Raw genomic sequence first — 15,466 nt, 5'->3', positions numbered from 1 at the left:
GGTTCGGGAACGGGGTGGGCGAGGCGAACAGGCCCTGCGCACGTCGGACCCGCACGTCGCCCACGCCACCTGAGCCCGCCGCGCGCACCCGCACCGCTCAACCCCTTCCGCGTTCGGCCCTTTCAGCCCCTTCAAGGTCAGCATCAGCAGCCGCCCCGCCAAGTCCGGATCATCCGGCGACTGCTCCGCAGCCAGCGCGATCGCGTTCGTCAGCTGCATCAGGTCGTCGATGGACACATCCGCCCGCACGGCCCCACTCGCCTGCGCCCGTGCCAGCAGCACCGCCCCCGCCTCGCGCAGCGGCACATTGCACTGCGAAAGTGCCGAAGTCTCGTCCCGTGACGTCGACATGAGCGCCTGGGCGAGCCCGCGGTACTCACCCGCATGAGTGATGATCGCGCCCAGCCACTCCACCAGGCCCCCGCACGGCTGCTCCGCCCGCGCGAGTTCGCGGGAACGGGTGATCAGGGAGGTGAGGGCCTCCTGGAAGACGGCGTTCATCAGCGCGTGCCGGTTCGGGAAGTGCCGGTACAGCGTGCCGATCCCCACGCCCGCACGTCGCGCGATGTCCTCCAGGGACGCATCGGTGCCGTGTTCCGCGAAGGCGGTGCGGGCCTCACTCAGCAGCCGGTGGTAATTGCGGCGCGCGTCGGCACGCATCGGCCGGGCCGGCGTCTGTGCCGTGCTCATCGCCATTGCGCAGTCCTCCCTTTTCCGCCCTGGGTCCAGGATGCCATTGCATATGCGGAGGGATTCTCCGAATCGTTTCGGAAGTCACCTCCGTTTGACCTCCCTGGAGGCAAGGCCGCCATGCCGCAGACAGTGACAGACACCATGAAGAACACCGACGCCGACACCGCGTCACCGCACCGCACCGCCTTCGCCCTCGCGCCTCACCAGCGTCACCCCGGACCGGGCCGGTGCCGCGTCCGGGCTGATGCAGACCATGCAGCAGGTCGGCGGCGCACTGGGTCTTTCCGCGCTGGTGACGGTGTACGGGGCCGCGGTCCGGGCGGCGGATCTGCCGGGGCCGGACGGGATGGTCGAGGGCCACGCGACCGGGCTGCTCGCCGGGGCCGGTTTCCTGGCGTTGACCCCGATCCTGCTGCTCGCCACGAGGACGGCCGACGCGTCACCCGCCGGGGAGTGACGTGCCACCGCCGAACGACCGAACGGGGCCCCTGCCGAGTCGAGCGACTCGGCAGGGGCCCCGGCAGAACGTCGGGTACCGCTCGATCAGTCCTTGATCTCGCAGATCGCGGCGCCGGAGGAGATCGAGCTGCCGACCTCGGCGGAGAGTCCCTTGATGGTGCCGGCGCGGTGCGCGTTCAGCGGCTGCTCCATCTTCATGGCCTCCAGGACGACGATGAGGTCGCCCTCGCCGACCTGCTGGCCCTCCTCGACGGCGATCTTGACGATGGTGCCCTGCATCGGGGATGCCAGGGTGTCGCCGGAGACCGCGGAGCCGCTCTTCTTCGCCGCGCGGCGCTTGGGCTTGGCGCCCGCCGCGAGCCCGGTACGGGCCAGGCTCATGCCCAGCGACGAGGGCAGCGAGACCTCAAGACGCTTGCCGCCGACCTCGACGACGACGGTCTCGCGGCCGGTCTCCTCCTCCGCCTCCACATCGGCGGTGGCGGTGAAGGGCTTGATCTCGTTGACGAACTCGGTCTCGATCCAGCGGGTGTGGACCTGGAACGGGTCGCTGGTGAAAGCCGGGTCGGTGACGACGGCGCGGTGGAACGGAATGGCGGTGGCCATGCCCTCGACGTTGAACTCGGCCAGCGCGCGCGCCGCCCGCTGAAGCGCCTGCTCACGGGTCGCACCGGTCACGATGAGCTTCGCCAGGAGCGAGTCCCAGGCGGGGCCGATGACGGAACCGGACTCCACGCCCGCGTCCAGGCGGACACCGGGGCCGGTCGGCGGGGCGAACGTGGTCACCGTGCCCGGGGCGGGCAGGAAGCCGCGGCCCGGGTCCTCGCCGTTGATCCGGAACTCGAAGGAGTGGCCGCGCATGGCCGGGTCGCCGTAGCCGAGCTCCTCGCCGTCCGCGATGCGGAACATCTCGCGTACGAGGTCGAGGCCGGTGACCTCCTCGGTGACCGGGTGCTCGACCTGGAGGCGGGTGTTGACCTCCAGGAACGAGATCGTGCCGTCCAGGCCGACGAGGAATTCCACGGTGCCCGCACCGACGTAACCGGCCTCCTTGAGGATGGCCTTCGACGCCGCGTACAGCTCCGCGTTCTGCGCCTCGGAGAGGAACGGCGCGGGGGCCTCCTCGACCAGCTTCTGGTGGCGACGCTGGAGCGAGCAGTCGCGGGTGGAGACGACGACGACGTTGCCGTGGGTGTCGGCCAGGCACTGCGTCTCGACGTGGCGCGGCTTGTCCAGGTAGCGCTCGACGAAGCACTCCCCGCGGCCGAACGCCGCGACGGCCTCACGGACCGCGGAGTCGTACAGCTCCGGGATCTCCTCCAGCGTGCGGGCGACCTTCAGCCCGCGACCGCCACCACCGAAGGCGGCCTTGATCGCGATCGGCAGCCCGTGCTCCTTCGCGAACTCCACGACCTCGGCGGAGCCCTCGACCGGGTCGGGCGTACCGGCCACCAGCGGGGCACCGGCGCGCTGCGCGATGTGCCGGGCGGCGACCTTGTCACCGAGGTCCCGGATCGCCTGCGGCGGCGGGCCGATCCAGGTCAGACCCGCGTCGATGACGGCCTGGGCGAATTCGGCGTTCTCCGACAGGAAGCCATATCCCGGGTGGATCGCGTCCGCCCCGGAGTCCTTGGCAGCCTGGAGCACCTTGGCCATGTCCAGGTAGCTGGCGGCCGGGGTGTCACCGCCCAGAGCGAATGCCTCGTCGGCCGCGCGTACATGCAGAGCGTCGCGGTCCGGGTCGGCGTAGACGGCCACGCTCCCGATTCCGGCATCCCGGCATGCCCGAGCAACGCGGACAGCGATTTCGCCACGGTTGGCGATGAGCACCTTGCGCACGATGGCTCCCTCCTTGAAACAAGCTGAGTTTAGGGACTACCGACACGGCCCTACGACCCGTCCCCAATGGTGAGCTTGCCCACACGGAGTGTGATTCGAGGATTGCTCAAGTCGCGAAATCCCTTGTGGCACCACGGTACGCCGGGATTCATGACCGCACAGTAGCCACGAGGTGTGGTCCAGGTCTCTGTTACTGCAAGCGGCCGCGCCCGGCGTTTCTTTGTTGAGTCCCCACTAATGGGCGAACGATTCTTTGCTCGACGCACCAGGGGCGCGACAAGGGGGGCGCAGGGGGTGCACGGGTGCGCCTCGGAGGTGCGGGGTGGGCGCGAAGGTCGTCCGGACCCTTGTCCGGAGCGTTACCCATGAGTAGGGTCCGCGCTATCGCACGTACTGCAGGTAACAGGGGGTGAGCACCGTGGTGCGCAGACCGGTGGCGTTCGTGACCGCGATCGTGCTGTTCGTGGAGGCCGTGGGCATCGTGGTGATCAATGGCATCCTGGCGACGGTCGTCAAGAACCAGGACATGTCACTGGCCGGGCTGGAATCCGCGGCCATGTCCAACGGCACATGGGCGATGGGCGGCGCCTTCGGCCTGTATCTGCTGCTGTGCGGGCTGGTTCTCCTGCTGGCCGGCATCCGCGACCGGGCCCCGGGCCGTATCGGCCGTATCGCCCTCATCACCTGCGCCGTGGTGCACGGGGTGCTGGGTGCGCTGACGGTGGGGCTGGTCGGCTGGGCCGCGTTCGCGTGTCTGATGGTGGTGCTCGGCCTGATCGTGCTGTCGCTGGTGGCGTACGGCCCCGAGGCCGACCGGTCGACGAGCGACGCCGAACCCGGCACTCCGGCCACGGCCTGACGCGGAACGGGGCCGGCTCAGACCCACAGCTCGGTCACGGAGATCCCCAGCTCGCCCAGCAGCCGGCGCAGCAGCGGCAGAGAGAGCCCGATGACATTGCCGTGGTCGCCCTCGATGGAGTCGACGAACGGCGCCGAACGGCCGTCCAGCGTGAAGGCGCCCGCCACGTGGAGCGGCTCGCCGGAGGCCACGTAGGCGGCGATCTCGGCGTCCGTCGGTTCGCCGAAGCGGACGGTCGTGGAGGCGGTCGCCGAGGCCCTGCGCCCGGTCGCGGTGTCGATCACGCTGTGGCCGGTCTGCAGCACACCGGCCCGACCGCGCATGGACTTCCAGCGGGCGATGGCCTCCTCGCTGTCGGCCGGCTTGCCGAGCGCCTCGCCGTCGAGTTCGAGCACCGAGTCGCATCCGATGACCAGGGCACCCGCCGCTTCCGGCCGGCCGGCCACCGCGGCGGCCTTGGCCTCGGCGAGAACGAGCGCCAGCTCGGCCGGCGTCGGGGCGCTCAGCGCGTCCTCGTCCACCCCGCTGACGATCACCTCGGGCGCGAATCCGGCCTGCCGCAGCAGGCCGAGACGGGCGGGGGAGGCGGAGGCGAGCACGAGACGGCGCTGATCAGTCATACGCGCCATCGTAGAAGGGGCGAGCCGGCTTCCGGCCCGCCCGGCCGGATCTCGGTCCGTCCGGCGTTCGAGGGCCGGGGGCCGGGGCGGAGCCCGCCGCACTCCTCACCGCGTCCCGAGCACGAACATCGCGACCACCATCGCGAGCGCAAGCACCAGCCCCGCGCGCCGCATCATGTCCTGGGCGTCGCGCAGTTCCTTCGGCGGCTTGTTCTCCGGGTCGGACCACAGCATGGGACCGATCCTGCTGCGGGGGCGGATGCCGCGCCTGAGTACGGGTACTCAGCCGCTCTGGTGCGTACGGACCAGAGCGCGCCCGGACACACCGGAGGTCCGGACCCCGAGGGGGCCCGGACCTCCGAACACGCATACGAACAGGGGCTCCTGTGGCTACCCGGGCCAGTACGTCCGCGCCCAGGCCCGCGGCCCCGGCAGACGGCGCTCGCGCCGGGCGATACGCGCCGGGTCGGACCACTGGCCCGGCAGCGTCGGCGCGCCGGACGACGCATCGGACGCCGTCGCCGCGGCACGTGCCCGGACCACCGCCAGCGCGGCAGCCAGCTCCTCAGGCGTCGGGTTGCCCCGTACGACCTTGATCATGGCCAGGACCCTTTCTAGAGGGGGATGTTGCCGTGCTTCTTCGGGGGCAGCGACTCCCGCTTCGTGCGCAGCTGGCGCAGCCCCTTCACGATGTGGGCGCGGGTGTCGGACGGCATGATCACCGCGTCGACGTAGCCGCGTTCGGCCGCCACGTACGGGTTGAGCAGCGTGTCCTCGTAGTCGGCGATCAGCTCGGCGCGGGTTGCTTCTGCCTCGTCGGGGTCCGTGACGGCGGCGATCGTGCGGCGGTGCAGGATGTTCACGGCGCCCTGCGCGCCCATCACGGCGATCTGCGCGGTCGGCCAGGCGACGTTGATGTCGGCGCCGAGGTGCTTGGAGCCCATGACGTCGTACGCGCCGCCGAAGGCCTTGCGGGTGATCACCGTGATCAGCGGGACGGTTGCCTCCGCGTAGGCGTAGATCAGCTTTGCGCCGCGGCGGATGATGCCGCCGTACTCCTGGTCGACGCCGGGCAGGAAGCCGGGGACGTCGACGAAGGTCAGGACGGGCACGTTGAAGGCGTCGCAGGTGCGGACGAACCGCGCGGCCTTCTCGCTCGCGTTGATGTCCAGGCAGCCGGCGAACTGCATCGGCTGGTTGGCGACGATGCCGACCGGATAGCCCTCGACACGCCCGAAGCCGGTGATGATGTTCGGCGCGAACAGGGCCTGCGTCTCCAGGAACTCGCCGTCGTCCAGCACATGCTCGATCGCGGTGTGCATGTCGTACGGCTGGTTCGCCGAGTCCGGGATGAGGGTGTCGAGCTCGCGGTCCTCGTCGGTGGTGGCGAGGTCCGCGTCCTCCGGGAAGGCCGGTGCTTCGGAGAGGTTGTTCGAAGGGAGGTACGACAGCAGCGACTTGACGTACTCGATGGCGTCCTTCTCGTCGCCCGCCATGTGATGCGCCACGCCCGAAGTGGTGTTGTGGGTGCGGGCTCCGCCGAGTTCCTCGAAACCGACGTCCTCGCCGGTGACGGTCTTGATGACGTCGGGGCCGGTGATGAACATGTGCGAGGTCTGGTCGACCATGACGGTGAAGTCGGTGATCGCGGGGGAGTAGACCGCTCCGCCCGCGCACGGTCCGACGATCAGCGAGATCTGCGGGACGACGCCCGAGGCGTGCACATTGCGGCGGAAGATCTCGGCGAACAGGCCGAGCGCGACCACACCCTCCTGGATGCGGGCGCCGCCGCCGTCGTTGATGCCGATGACCGGGCAGCCGGTCTTCAGCGCGAAGTCCATCACCTTGACGATCTTCTCACCGTAGACCTCGCCGAGCGAGCCGCCGAAGATGGTGAAGTCCTGCGAATACACGCAGACGGGGCGGCCGTCGACCGTGCCGTAACCGGTGACGACGCCGTCTCCGTAGGGGCGGTTCTTCTCGATGCCGAAGTTGGTGGAGCGGTGCCGGGCGAATTCGTCGAGCTCCACGAAGGAACCCTCGTCGAGCAGCAGGCCGATCCGCTCGCGGGCGGTCAGCTTGCCCTTCGCGTGCTGCTTCTCGACCGCGCGCTCGGAGCCCGCGTGCGTTGCTTCGTCGATACGGCGCTGCAGGTCCGCGATCTTGCCCGCGGTGGTGTGGATGTCGATCTCTTCCGGCTCGGACATCGGGTGGCGGCTCCCTGCCTGGTCACGGGGACGACTCTGCTGCTGATCAGGTACTGAACACCTACTGATCCGTAGGGTATCGGCGTGGATACGGTTCGGCAGTGCGTCGTTTGCCACACCTAGTCTGGCTTGCATGACACCTTCGGATGCGCCTCACAGCCGCTGGTCGGACCTGGACCGACCGCCCCTGAACGTCCCCGCGCTGCGCCGCGGGCTGCTGCGGCCGGGCGGACTGTGGACCTCGCTCGACGTCGTGGAGACCACCGGGTCCACCAACTCCGACCTCGCCCGGCGCGCGGCCGAGGGGCTCGCCGAGGGCACCGTGCTGGTCGCCGAGGAACAGACCGCGGGCCGCGGCCGCCTCGACCGCACCTGGACGGCTCCGGCCCGTTCGGGCCTGTTCTTCTCCGTCTTCGTGACACCGGGTGACATCCCCGTCCAGCGGTGGGGCTGGCTGCCGCTGCTCGCGGGCGTCGCGACGGCGACGGGTCTGGCTCGTGCGGCAGGCGTCGACACGGCGCTGAAGTGGCCCAACGACCTCCTCGTGACGGTCCCCAAGGACTCCGACAAGCTCCGTCCAGGAGAGACCCCACCGGGCGAGGAACGCAAGGCGGGCGGCATCCTCGCCGAGCGAGCCGGCAACGGAGTCGTCGTGGGCATCGGCCTCAACGTCTCCCTGCGCACCGACGAACTCCCCGCGCCCACGGCCGCCTCGCTGGCCCTGGCCGGAGCAGTCTCCACCGACCGCGAGACGCTGCTGCGAGGCGTACTGCGCTCTCTGGAGCACTGGTACGGCCAGTGGCGCGCGGCGGACGGCGACGCGGCGGCGAGCGGCCTGCAGGAGGCGTACGCGGCGGGCTGCGCGACGCTCGGCCGGACGGTACGTGCCCAGCTGCCCGGAGGCCGCACGCTCACCGGCGAGGCCGTGGCGATCGACGGCGACGGCCGACTGATCCTGTCCACCGACGACGGCCTCCAGGAACCCGTGTCGGCGGGCGACATCGTGCACCTGCGGGGCGTCGGCGGCGGCCTGGTCTGAGAAGCGGGCCGGGGCGGTGCGGGGTGTCCGCCTCTGGCCTCCGCTTCCGTCCCATCCGACCCTTGCCGGGCCGGAGCGTGGGCCGCCGAGGTGTGTCTGCTTCCGGCCTCTGCACCCGGCGCACCAGAACACGTACCGGGGGCATGAATCCTCGCCCTCCTGGAAACCACCCACCGGCCGCAACCACCCACGCCCCCGGCCCACCCAGGAACATTCCCGGAGGCCATAGCGACGTGAGCCACGGCACACCTGTCGTATCGTTGAGGCGATCCACCGACAGATCGGCAGGGCAGTGCGCAGGGAACGGGCAGGAGGCGGCTGGTGACCGTCGACGACACGACCTCCGGCGCGGGCGCGGAGCCCCCGTCGGAACCCTCGGTCCACCCGACACCGCATCACGAAGTCGACCATACGGCGGAACCGACCGACGATCCCCTGGCGATCCGGCTGGAACAGCTGATCCTGGGCGCCGACCGGCGCTACACGCCGTTCCAGGCGGCCCGTACCGCAGGCGTCTCGATGGACCTGGCCTCCCGGTTCTGGCGGGCCATGGGTTTCGCCGACATCGGGCAGGCCAGGGCGCTCACCGAGGCCGATGTGCTGGCGCTGCGCAGGCTCGCCGGTCTCGTCGAGGCGGGGCTGCTCAGCGAGCCGATGGCGATCCAGGTGGCCCGGTCCACCGGGCAGACCACCGCCCGGCTGGCGGAGTGGCAGATCGATTCCTTCCTGGAGGGGCTGACCGAGCCGCCCGAGCCCGGCATGACCCGGACCGAGGTCACGTACCCGCTGGTCGAGCTGCTCCTCCCGGAGCTGGAGGAGTTCCTGGTGTACGTGTGGCGGCGCCAGCTCGCCGCAGCCACCGGGCGGGTCGTGCAGGCCGCCGACGACGAGGAGATGGTCGACCGGCGCCTGGCCGTCGGCTTCGCCGACCTCGTCGGGTTCACCCGGCTGACCCGGCGGCTGGAGGAGGAGGAGCTCGGCGAGCTGGTCGAGTCGTTCGAGACCACCTGCGCCGACCTGGTCGCCGCCCACGGCGGCCGCCTCATCAAGACCCTCGGCGACGAGGTCCTCTACGCCGCCGACGACGCACGCACGGCGGCCGAGATCGCGCTGCGCCTGATCGAGGCGATGACCCAGGACGAGACCATGCCCGCGCTGCGCGTCGGCATCGCTTTCGGCACGGTCACCACCCGAATGGGCGATGTCTTCGGTACGACGGTGAACCTCGCCAGCCGGCTGACCTCGATAGCGCCGAAGGACGCCGTGCTGGTGGACGGGGCGTTCGCGGAGGAGCTGACCCGTACCGGCGACGCCCCGACCTCCGAGGCGCAGGCGGCGGAGGAGGCCGCAGCGGCCGAGAAGGAGCGCCAGAACGGCGTGGAGCCGACGTCCGTGCACAAGTACCGCTACGGGCTGCAGCCGATGTGGCAGCGTCCGGTGCGCGGACTCGGCGTCGTGGAGCCCTGGCTGCTGGCGCGCCGGGGCACGTCCTGACATCGCCCCGGACCGCTGTCCCGGGCGCCCCATAGGATCCCTCCGGTAACGATCGTTAACCGGAGGGGTGCAGTCATGACCGTCACGTCCGAGCAGCGGTTCGGGGAATTCGTCGTCGTGCGGGTCCACGAGGGACAGGAACACGTCGCCGAGCTGGTCCTCGACCGGCCCAAGGCGATGAACGCCGTGTCCACGGACATGGCCCGCTCGATCGCCGCCGCCTGCGCCGAGCTCGCCGCCGACCCGGGCGTACGGGTCACCGTCCTCACCTCCAGCCATGAGCGTGCCTTCTGTGTGGGTGCGGATCTGAAGGAGCGCAATTCCTTCACCGACGCCGAGCTGTTGCGCCAGCGCCCCACCGCCCGCGCCGCGTACACCGGTGTACTCGAACTGCCGATGCCGACGATCGCGGCCGTGCACGGTTTCGCGCTGGGCGGCGGATTCGAGCTGGCCCTGTCCTGCGATCTGATCGTCGCCGACCGTACGGCGGTGGTGGGCCTGCCCGAGGTGTCGGTCGGTGTCATTCCGGGCGGCGGCGGTACGCAGTTGCTGCCGCGGCGGATCGGTGCGGCGCGCGCCGCCGAGCTGGTCTTCACGGCCCGGCGGGTGGAGGCGGCCGAGGCCCGTGATTCGGGGCTGGTCGACGAGCTGGTGGAGGCGGGACGGGACCGCGAGGCCGCGCTGGTGCTCGCGGGCCGGATCGCCGCCAACTCCCCGGTGGGGCTGCGTGCCGCCAAGCGGGCGCTGCGGCTCGGGCACGGCCTCGATCTCCGGGCCGGACTCGAAGTCGAGGACGCCGCCTGGCGTTCGGTGGCCTTCTCCGGTGACCGGGCCGAGGGTGTGGCCGCGTTCAACGAGAAGAGGAAGCCGAACTGGCCCGGCGAGTGACGTTGCGTATATGCAAGGAAACGCAGTGAATCTCATCGACGTCCCAAATTGATCAAATCATCAAAAAACTACATAAGCTGTAGCGATGGGTGGTGATGATGCGCGGCTGCGGGCCGTGGTTTCGCTTGCGCAGACGATGGCGGCGGCACACACCCCGCGGGGGTCGTGGCGAGCGGCTGCGCTGGGGGCGTGCGAGGCGTTGGGCGGCAGTTTCGCCGCGCTCTCCGTCTGGGAGCGTGAGCGCGGGCGGCTGCGCGTGCTGGTCAACGCGGGCGAACGGGCCGAAGGGGAGGAGGAGTTCCCCGAGGAGGAGGCGTACCCGGTGCATCGGTTTCCGGAGATCACCGAGTTCCTGCACGAACGGTGGGCCGGGGGCGGTGAGCCGGACGCCTGGGTGGAGACCGCCGACGGCCCGGTGGGCGGCGTTCGGGGCGGGGGTGCGCAGGCGCGGGGGTACGGGCGCGTGTACGGCCACCAGCGGGTGGCCGCCCTGCGTCGGCGCGGGCGCGGCTGCTGTGTGGTCGCGCCGATCGTGCTGCACGGGCGGGCCTGGGGTGAGCTGTATGTGGCCCGCCCGGTGGGGGAGCCGGTGTTCGGGCGGGAGGACGCGGACTTCGCGACCGTGCTGGCTGCCGTCGTCGCCGCCGGGATCGCCCAGACCGAGCGGCTGGAAGAGGTCCGCAAGCTCGCCTTCACCGATCAGCTCACCGGGCTGGCCAACCGCCGCGCGGTCGATGTGCGGCTCGACGAGGCGATGGAGCGGCATCGGGCGGACGGGGCGGTGGTCAGCCTGGTCGTCTGCGACCTCAATGGTCTGAAGCGGGTCAACGACACCCATGGCCACGCGGTCGGCGACCGTCTGCTGGAGCGTTTCGGCTCGGTACTGTCCCGCTGCGGCGCCATGCTGCCCGATGCGCTCGCGGCCCGGCTCGGCGGCGATGAGTTCTGCCTGCTCGCGGTGGGCCCCGAGACGGACGACGTGATCCGGGTGGCCGCCGAACTCTGCGAACGGGCAGGCGAGTTGGAGCTCGGTGATGGGGTGGCGTGCGGGATCGCGTCGACCGGTGATCCGATCGGCCCGGTGGTGTCGGCGCGGCGGCTGTTCCGGCTGGCGGACGCGGCCCAGTACCGGGCGAAGGCGGCCCGCTCCGCGAAGCCGGTGGTGGCGGGGCGCGACGGCGAGGTGATCCGGCTGGCCGACTTGCCGCCGAAGTCCCCGCATGACCGTCGTCATCTGCGCGGCAGCCGGCCCTGACCGTGTGACCGGATCGGTAAGGGGCCAACCCCACGACCACTAGTGACATGAAGGGATTCAATCCGTACGCTTCTGAATATGGATATGCATACAGTCGTGGTGGGGACGTCCGGTACCACCGCTCAGGACGTCATCGCCGTGGCCCGCGGCAACGCTCGTGTCGAGCTCTCCGCGGCCGCCGTGAGCGCACTCGCCGCCGCCCGCGAGATCGTGGACGCGCTGGCCGCCAAGCCCGAACCGGTCTACGGCGTCTCCACCGGCTTCGGGGCGCTGGCCAGTCGGCACATCAGCCAGGATCTCCGCGCACAGCTCCAGCGCAACATCGTCCGCTCGCACGCCGCCGGCATGGGCCCGCGGGTCGAGCGCGAGGTCGTCCGCGCCCTGATGTTCCTGCGGCTGAAGACGGTCGCCTCCGGGCACACCGGCGTACGGCCCGAGGTCGCGCAGACCATGGCCGACGTCCTCAACGCGGGCATCACCCCCGTCGTCCACGAGTACGGCTCGCTCGGCTGCTCCGGCGACCTGGCCCCGCTCTCCCACTGCGCCCTGACGCTGATGGGCGAGGGCGACGCGGAGGGCCCCGACGGCACCGTGCGCCCCGCCGGTGAGCTGCTTGCCGCCCATGGCATCACCCCGGTCGAGCTGCGCGAGAAGGAGGGCCTCGCCCTCCTCAACGGCACCGACGGCATGCTCGGCATGCTCGTCATGGCCCTGGCCGACCTGAAGAACCTCTACACCTCCGCCGACATCACCGCCGCCCTCACTCTTGAGGCGCTGCTCGGCACGGACAAGGTGCTCGCCCCGGAGCTGCACGCCATCCGCCCGCACCCGGGCCAGGGCGTCAGCGCCGACAACATGCTGCGGGTCCTCGCCGGGTCCGGCCTCACCGGCCACCACCAGGACGATGCGCCCCGTGTCCAGGACGCCTATTCCGTGCGCTGCGCGCCCCAGGTCAACGGCGCCGGACGCGACACCCTCGACTACGCCGGGATCGTCGCGGACCGCGAACTGGCCTCCGCCGTCGACAACCCCGTCGTCCTTCCCGACGGCCGGGTCGAGTCCAACGGGAACTTCCACGGCGCCCCCGTCGCCTACGTGCTCGACTTCCTGGCGATCGTCGCGGCCGACCTCGGTTCGATCACCGAGCGCCGCACCGACCGGCTGCTGGACAAGAACCGTTCGCACGGACTGCCTCCGTTCCTCGCCGACGACGCAGGTGTGGACTCGGGCCTGATGATCGCCCAGTACACCCAGGCCGCCCTGGTCAGCGAGATGAAGCGGCTCGCCGTCCCCGCGTCGGCCGACTCGATCCCGTCCTCCGCGATGCAGGAGGACCACGTCTCCATGGGCTGGTCGGCCGCGCGCAAGCTGCGTACCGCCGTCGACAACCTCGCCCGGATCGTTGCCGTCGAGCTGTACGCGGCGACCCGCGCCATCGAACTGCGCGCCGCCCAGGGCCTCACCCCCGCGCCCGCCTCGCAGGCCGCCATCGAGGCGCTGCGTGCGGCAGGTGTCGAGGGCCCGGGACCGGACCGCTTCCTGTCGCCGGACCTGGCCGCGGCGGACGCGTTCGTACGTGCCGGGAAGCTGGTCGCCGCGGTCGAGCCGGTGACCGGACCGCTGGCCTAGTGCTGCGGAGGGTTCAGACGGACAGGGGGTCGGCGCGGCGTACCGAGTAGGTGACGAACGCTGCGCCGATGCCCAGGAACGCCGTGCCACCGATCAGATACGGGGTGGTGTCGACCCCGGTCCCGGTGTCGGCGAGCCTCGGACCGGTCGTGGTGTCCGCGACGGCGGTGACCTGTCGGCTCTGTGCGCCCGGCGTGCCGGTCGACTCGTCCGTCGCGTTGGCGGACGGCACGAACCACAGGACGGCCAGCAGCGTGCCCGCAGCGGTGGCGGTCAGGAGCGGGCGGCGAGCAGTGGCCACGGAATCGATCCCCCTTGTCACAGCCGTGAGTTAGGCCTGTACGCCGATGCTAGTGAAAGCAGCGGGTCGCAGGAAAGTCGCGAGGGCGGGGAGCTTACGCTCCGGCACATGAGCACTTCTGAGACATCACGGTTTGTTCGACTTCGGGTCGAAATGGTGCTGGAGATCACGGACCCCGCCGCCCTCAGCGGTACCGCACTGGAGTCCATTGCCGCCGAGTACGGGGAGCCCGGCGGCGAGTCGGCCGAGGAACGCATGCAGGCCGAGGCGGCCGTACGGGAGGACGGAGCGGAGGCCCTCGCCTCCCTCGTCGATCCGTTCGACCTGGTCAGCGAGGTGCCGGGGGTCGAGCTCACCCAGGCGTCCTGGAGCAGCGAGACCGTCGACTACGACCCGGACGACCCGGACGGCTGGGACCTCGACGACGAGGATGATGAGGGGGGCGCCGGCGGCGTCCCGCACAATGGTGAGGACGACGGCGAGCACAGCGGCGCGAGCAGCGGTGCGGAGCGGCGGATGTAGCAGGCGGTGAGCCACGGCCCCGGCCGCTTTTCCGCGGACCGGGGCCGTCGTGCGTACCGGTCGTATATACGCGACCGGTACCGGGAACCACCGCCGACGCGGATGCGTCGATGAGTGTTGTTCCCCACATCCCCCTTGGATGTGGAACGGAAGACCCCTTCCATGGGTTCTAGGAACATTGACGGGTTTCGCCGGTCGTCGGCGGCTCTGCTCGGGGTTTTTGGGGATTAGGCAACGATGGAGAAGCGTGTGATGACGGACAGCAAGCGGCGCAAGGGCCTGATGGCCGCGTCCGCACTGCTCGGTGGCGTTCTGGTGCTCGCCGCCTGCAACGACAGCGGCACGAGCAGCGCCGAGAGCTCGAAGAAGTCGCAGGCGGCCGCGGTCGACAAGGCAGCCGCCGAGGACGCGTCGGAAGCGCAGATCACGATCTCGCCGAAGAACGGTGCGACCAACGCGAGCATCAACAACGACGCCAAGGTCACCGTTGCCAAGGGCACGCTGTCCCAGGTCACCATGACCACGTCGGCCGGTGCCGCCGTCAAGGGCACGCTCGCCGCCGACGGGAAGAGCTGGAAGCCGGACGTCCAGCTGGAGCGCTCGACCACGTACAAGATCAATGCGGCGGCCAAGGACTCCAAGGGCCGCGAGGCGCACGAGAACTCGTCGTTCACCACCGTGTCGCCCGCCAACAGCTTCATAGGAAACTTCACGCCCGAGGACGGGTCCACGGTCGGCGTCGGCATGCCGGTCTCGATCAACTTCAACAAGCCGATCACGGACAAGAAGGCCGTCCAGGACGGAATCACCGTCACGTCCAGCAGCGGTCAGGAAGTCGTCGGCCACTGGTTCAACTCGCAGCGTCTCGACCTGCGCCCCGAGCAGTACTGGCAGGGCGGCTCCACCGTCACGCTGAAGCTCGCGCTGGACGGTGTCGAGGGCGCGGACGGCGTCTTCGGCGTGCAGCAGAAGACGGTCACCTTCAAGGTCGGCCGCAACCAGGTCTCGACGGTCGACGCCAACACGAAGACGATGACCGTCACCCAGAACGGCAAGACGATCAAGACCATCCCGATCTCTTCCGGCTCCCCCGACAACCCCACGTACAACGGGCAGATGGTGATCTCCGAGAAGTTCAAGGAGACCCGGATGAACGGCGCGACGGTCGGCTTCACCGACTCCGACGGCAAGGGCGAGTACGACATCAAGGACGTGCCGCACGCCATGCGGCTGTCCACCTCGGGCACCTTCATCCACGGCAACTACTGGGGCGCGCGGTCGATCTTCGGCAGCGCCAACACCAGCCACGGCTGTGTCGGCCTCGCCGACGTGAAGGGCGCGAACGACGCCAACCAGCCCGCCGCCTGGTTCTACAACAACTCCATGGTCGGCGACGTGGTCATCGTCAAGAACTCCCCGGACAAGACCATCACCCCCGACAACGGCCTCAACGGCTGGAACATGAGCTGGGCGGAGTGGACGGCGGGCTCCCAGGCCTGACCCGCACGCACCTCCCCTCCCGCAGTACCCAATCCCCGTACGCAGGCGGCGACACCCGGATCCCCTCGGATCCGCGGTGCCGCCGCCTGTGGCGTTCGCAGGGGTTCTCATCCGGCTCTCATCGTGGCCTTATCCCACCATCACGGGCCGTCCCTAGCCTC

Annotated in this window: 15 protein-coding genes and 1 pseudogene; 9 read left to right on the top strand and 7 right to left on the bottom strand. The window is 70.4% G+C overall.

Annotated features, from left to right (window positions below):
• Window positions 1-120 precede the first annotated feature (120 nt).
• Window positions 121-696, bottom strand: a pseudogene (locus GA0115254_RS39690) (TetR/AcrR family transcriptional regulator); the annotation flags it as partial.
• A 241-nt stretch (window positions 697-937) separates the two neighbouring features.
• Here GA0115254_RS39690 and GA0115254_RS39685 point away from each other — a divergent pair.
• A complete protein-coding gene (locus GA0115254_RS39685; RefSeq protein WP_093900110.1) occupies window positions 938-1,150 on the top strand; it encodes a hypothetical protein in 213 nt (70 codons plus the stop codon).
• An 86-nt stretch (window positions 1,151-1,236) separates the two neighbouring features.
• On the opposite strand, the gene GA0115254_RS39680 is transcribed toward GA0115254_RS39685, so the two are convergent.
• On the bottom strand, window positions 1,237-2,991 hold the full coding sequence (locus GA0115254_RS39680) for an acetyl/propionyl/methylcrotonyl-CoA carboxylase subunit alpha (protein ID WP_093900109.1): 1,755 nt from the start codon (window positions 2,989-2,991) through the stop codon (window positions 1,237-1,239).
• A gap of 409 nt (window positions 2,992-3,400) precedes the next feature.
• Between GA0115254_RS39680 and GA0115254_RS39675 the strand changes: the two genes are divergently transcribed.
• Window positions 3,401-3,850, top strand: a complete 450-nt coding sequence (locus GA0115254_RS39675) for a hypothetical protein (protein ID WP_093900108.1) — start codon at window positions 3,401-3,403, stop codon at window positions 3,848-3,850.
• A gap of 17 nt (window positions 3,851-3,867) precedes the next feature.
• On the opposite strand, the gene GA0115254_RS39670 is transcribed toward GA0115254_RS39675, so the two are convergent.
• From GA0115254_RS39670 to GA0115254_RS39655, 4 genes are all read right to left on the bottom strand, one after another.
• Entirely contained in the window at window positions 3,868-4,479 is a 612-nt protein-coding gene (locus tag GA0115254_RS39670) for a nucleoside triphosphate pyrophosphatase (protein ID WP_093900107.1), read from the bottom strand.
• A gap of 96 nt (window positions 4,480-4,575) precedes the next feature.
• Complete coding sequence (gene mmpB / locus GA0115254_RS47035) at window positions 4,576-4,704, bottom strand: morphogenic membrane protein MmpB (protein WP_093900106.1); 129 nt, start codon at window positions 4,702-4,704, stop codon at window positions 4,576-4,578.
• Window positions 4,705-4,860: 156 nt separating this feature from the next.
• Window positions 4,861-5,070, bottom strand: a complete 210-nt coding sequence (locus GA0115254_RS39660; RefSeq protein ID WP_093900105.1) for an acyl-CoA carboxylase epsilon subunit — start codon at window positions 5,068-5,070, stop codon at window positions 4,861-4,863.
• 14 nt (window positions 5,071-5,084) lie between these two features.
• Window positions 5,085-6,677, bottom strand: coding sequence for an acyl-CoA carboxylase subunit beta (locus GA0115254_RS39655; protein ID WP_093900104.1), 1,593 nt, complete (start codon window positions 6,675-6,677; stop codon window positions 5,085-5,087).
• Between the two features lie 133 nt (window positions 6,678-6,810).
• Here GA0115254_RS39655 and GA0115254_RS39650 point away from each other — a divergent pair, with 133 nt between their 5' ends.
• From GA0115254_RS39650 to hutH, 5 genes are all read left to right on the top strand, one after another.
• A complete protein-coding gene (locus GA0115254_RS39650; protein WP_093900103.1) occupies window positions 6,811-7,716 on the top strand; it encodes a biotin--[acetyl-CoA-carboxylase] ligase in 906 nt (301 codons plus the stop codon).
• Window positions 7,717-8,037: 321 nt separating this feature from the next.
• The gene (locus GA0115254_RS39645; protein WP_093900102.1) at window positions 8,038-9,210 is read left to right on the top strand and encodes an adenylate/guanylate cyclase domain-containing protein; all 1,173 of its coding nucleotides are present in this window, start codon (window positions 8,038-8,040) and stop codon (window positions 9,208-9,210) included.
• A 75-nt stretch (window positions 9,211-9,285) separates the two neighbouring features.
• A complete protein-coding gene (locus tag GA0115254_RS39640) occupies window positions 9,286-10,098 on the top strand; it encodes an enoyl-CoA hydratase/isomerase family protein (RefSeq protein WP_093900101.1) in 813 nt (270 codons plus the stop codon).
• Window positions 10,099-10,183: 85 nt separating this feature from the next.
• Window positions 10,184-11,353: a GGDEF domain-containing protein gene (locus GA0115254_RS39635; RefSeq protein ID WP_093900100.1), complete on the top strand. Its 1,170-nt coding sequence runs from the start codon at window positions 10,184-10,186 to the stop codon at window positions 11,351-11,353.
• A gap of 78 nt (window positions 11,354-11,431) precedes the next feature.
• On the top strand, window positions 11,432-12,982 hold the full coding sequence (gene hutH, locus GA0115254_RS39630) for a histidine ammonia-lyase (RefSeq protein ID WP_093900099.1): 1,551 nt from the start codon (window positions 11,432-11,434) through the stop codon (window positions 12,980-12,982).
• Between the two features lie 13 nt (window positions 12,983-12,995).
• On the opposite strand, the gene GA0115254_RS39625 is transcribed toward hutH, so the two are convergent.
• Window positions 12,996-13,283 (bottom strand): hypothetical protein, encoded by a 288-nt coding sequence (locus GA0115254_RS39625; RefSeq protein WP_093900098.1) that lies wholly within the window; start codon window positions 13,281-13,283, stop codon window positions 12,996-12,998.
• Between the two features lie 108 nt (window positions 13,284-13,391).
• Here GA0115254_RS39625 and GA0115254_RS39620 point away from each other — a divergent pair, with 108 nt between their 5' ends.
• Both GA0115254_RS39620 and GA0115254_RS39615 read left to right on the top strand, forming a co-directional pair.
• On the top strand, window positions 13,392-13,805 hold the full coding sequence (locus GA0115254_RS39620; protein WP_256103014.1) for a hypothetical protein: 414 nt from the start codon (window positions 13,392-13,394) through the stop codon (window positions 13,803-13,805).
• A gap of 237 nt (window positions 13,806-14,042) precedes the next feature.
• Window positions 14,043-15,305, top strand: a complete 1,263-nt coding sequence (locus tag GA0115254_RS39615; RefSeq protein ID WP_093900096.1) for a L,D-transpeptidase — start codon at window positions 14,043-14,045, stop codon at window positions 15,303-15,305.
• Window positions 15,306-15,466: the final 161 nt, after the last annotated feature.

This window comes from Streptomyces sp. Ncost-T10-10d, from assembly GCF_900091955.1.
In the GTDB taxonomy this organism is placed as follows: domain Bacteria; phylum Actinomycetota; class Actinomycetes; order Streptomycetales; family Streptomycetaceae; genus Streptomyces.
This window is presented reverse-complemented; position numbering and strand designations above follow the sequence as displayed.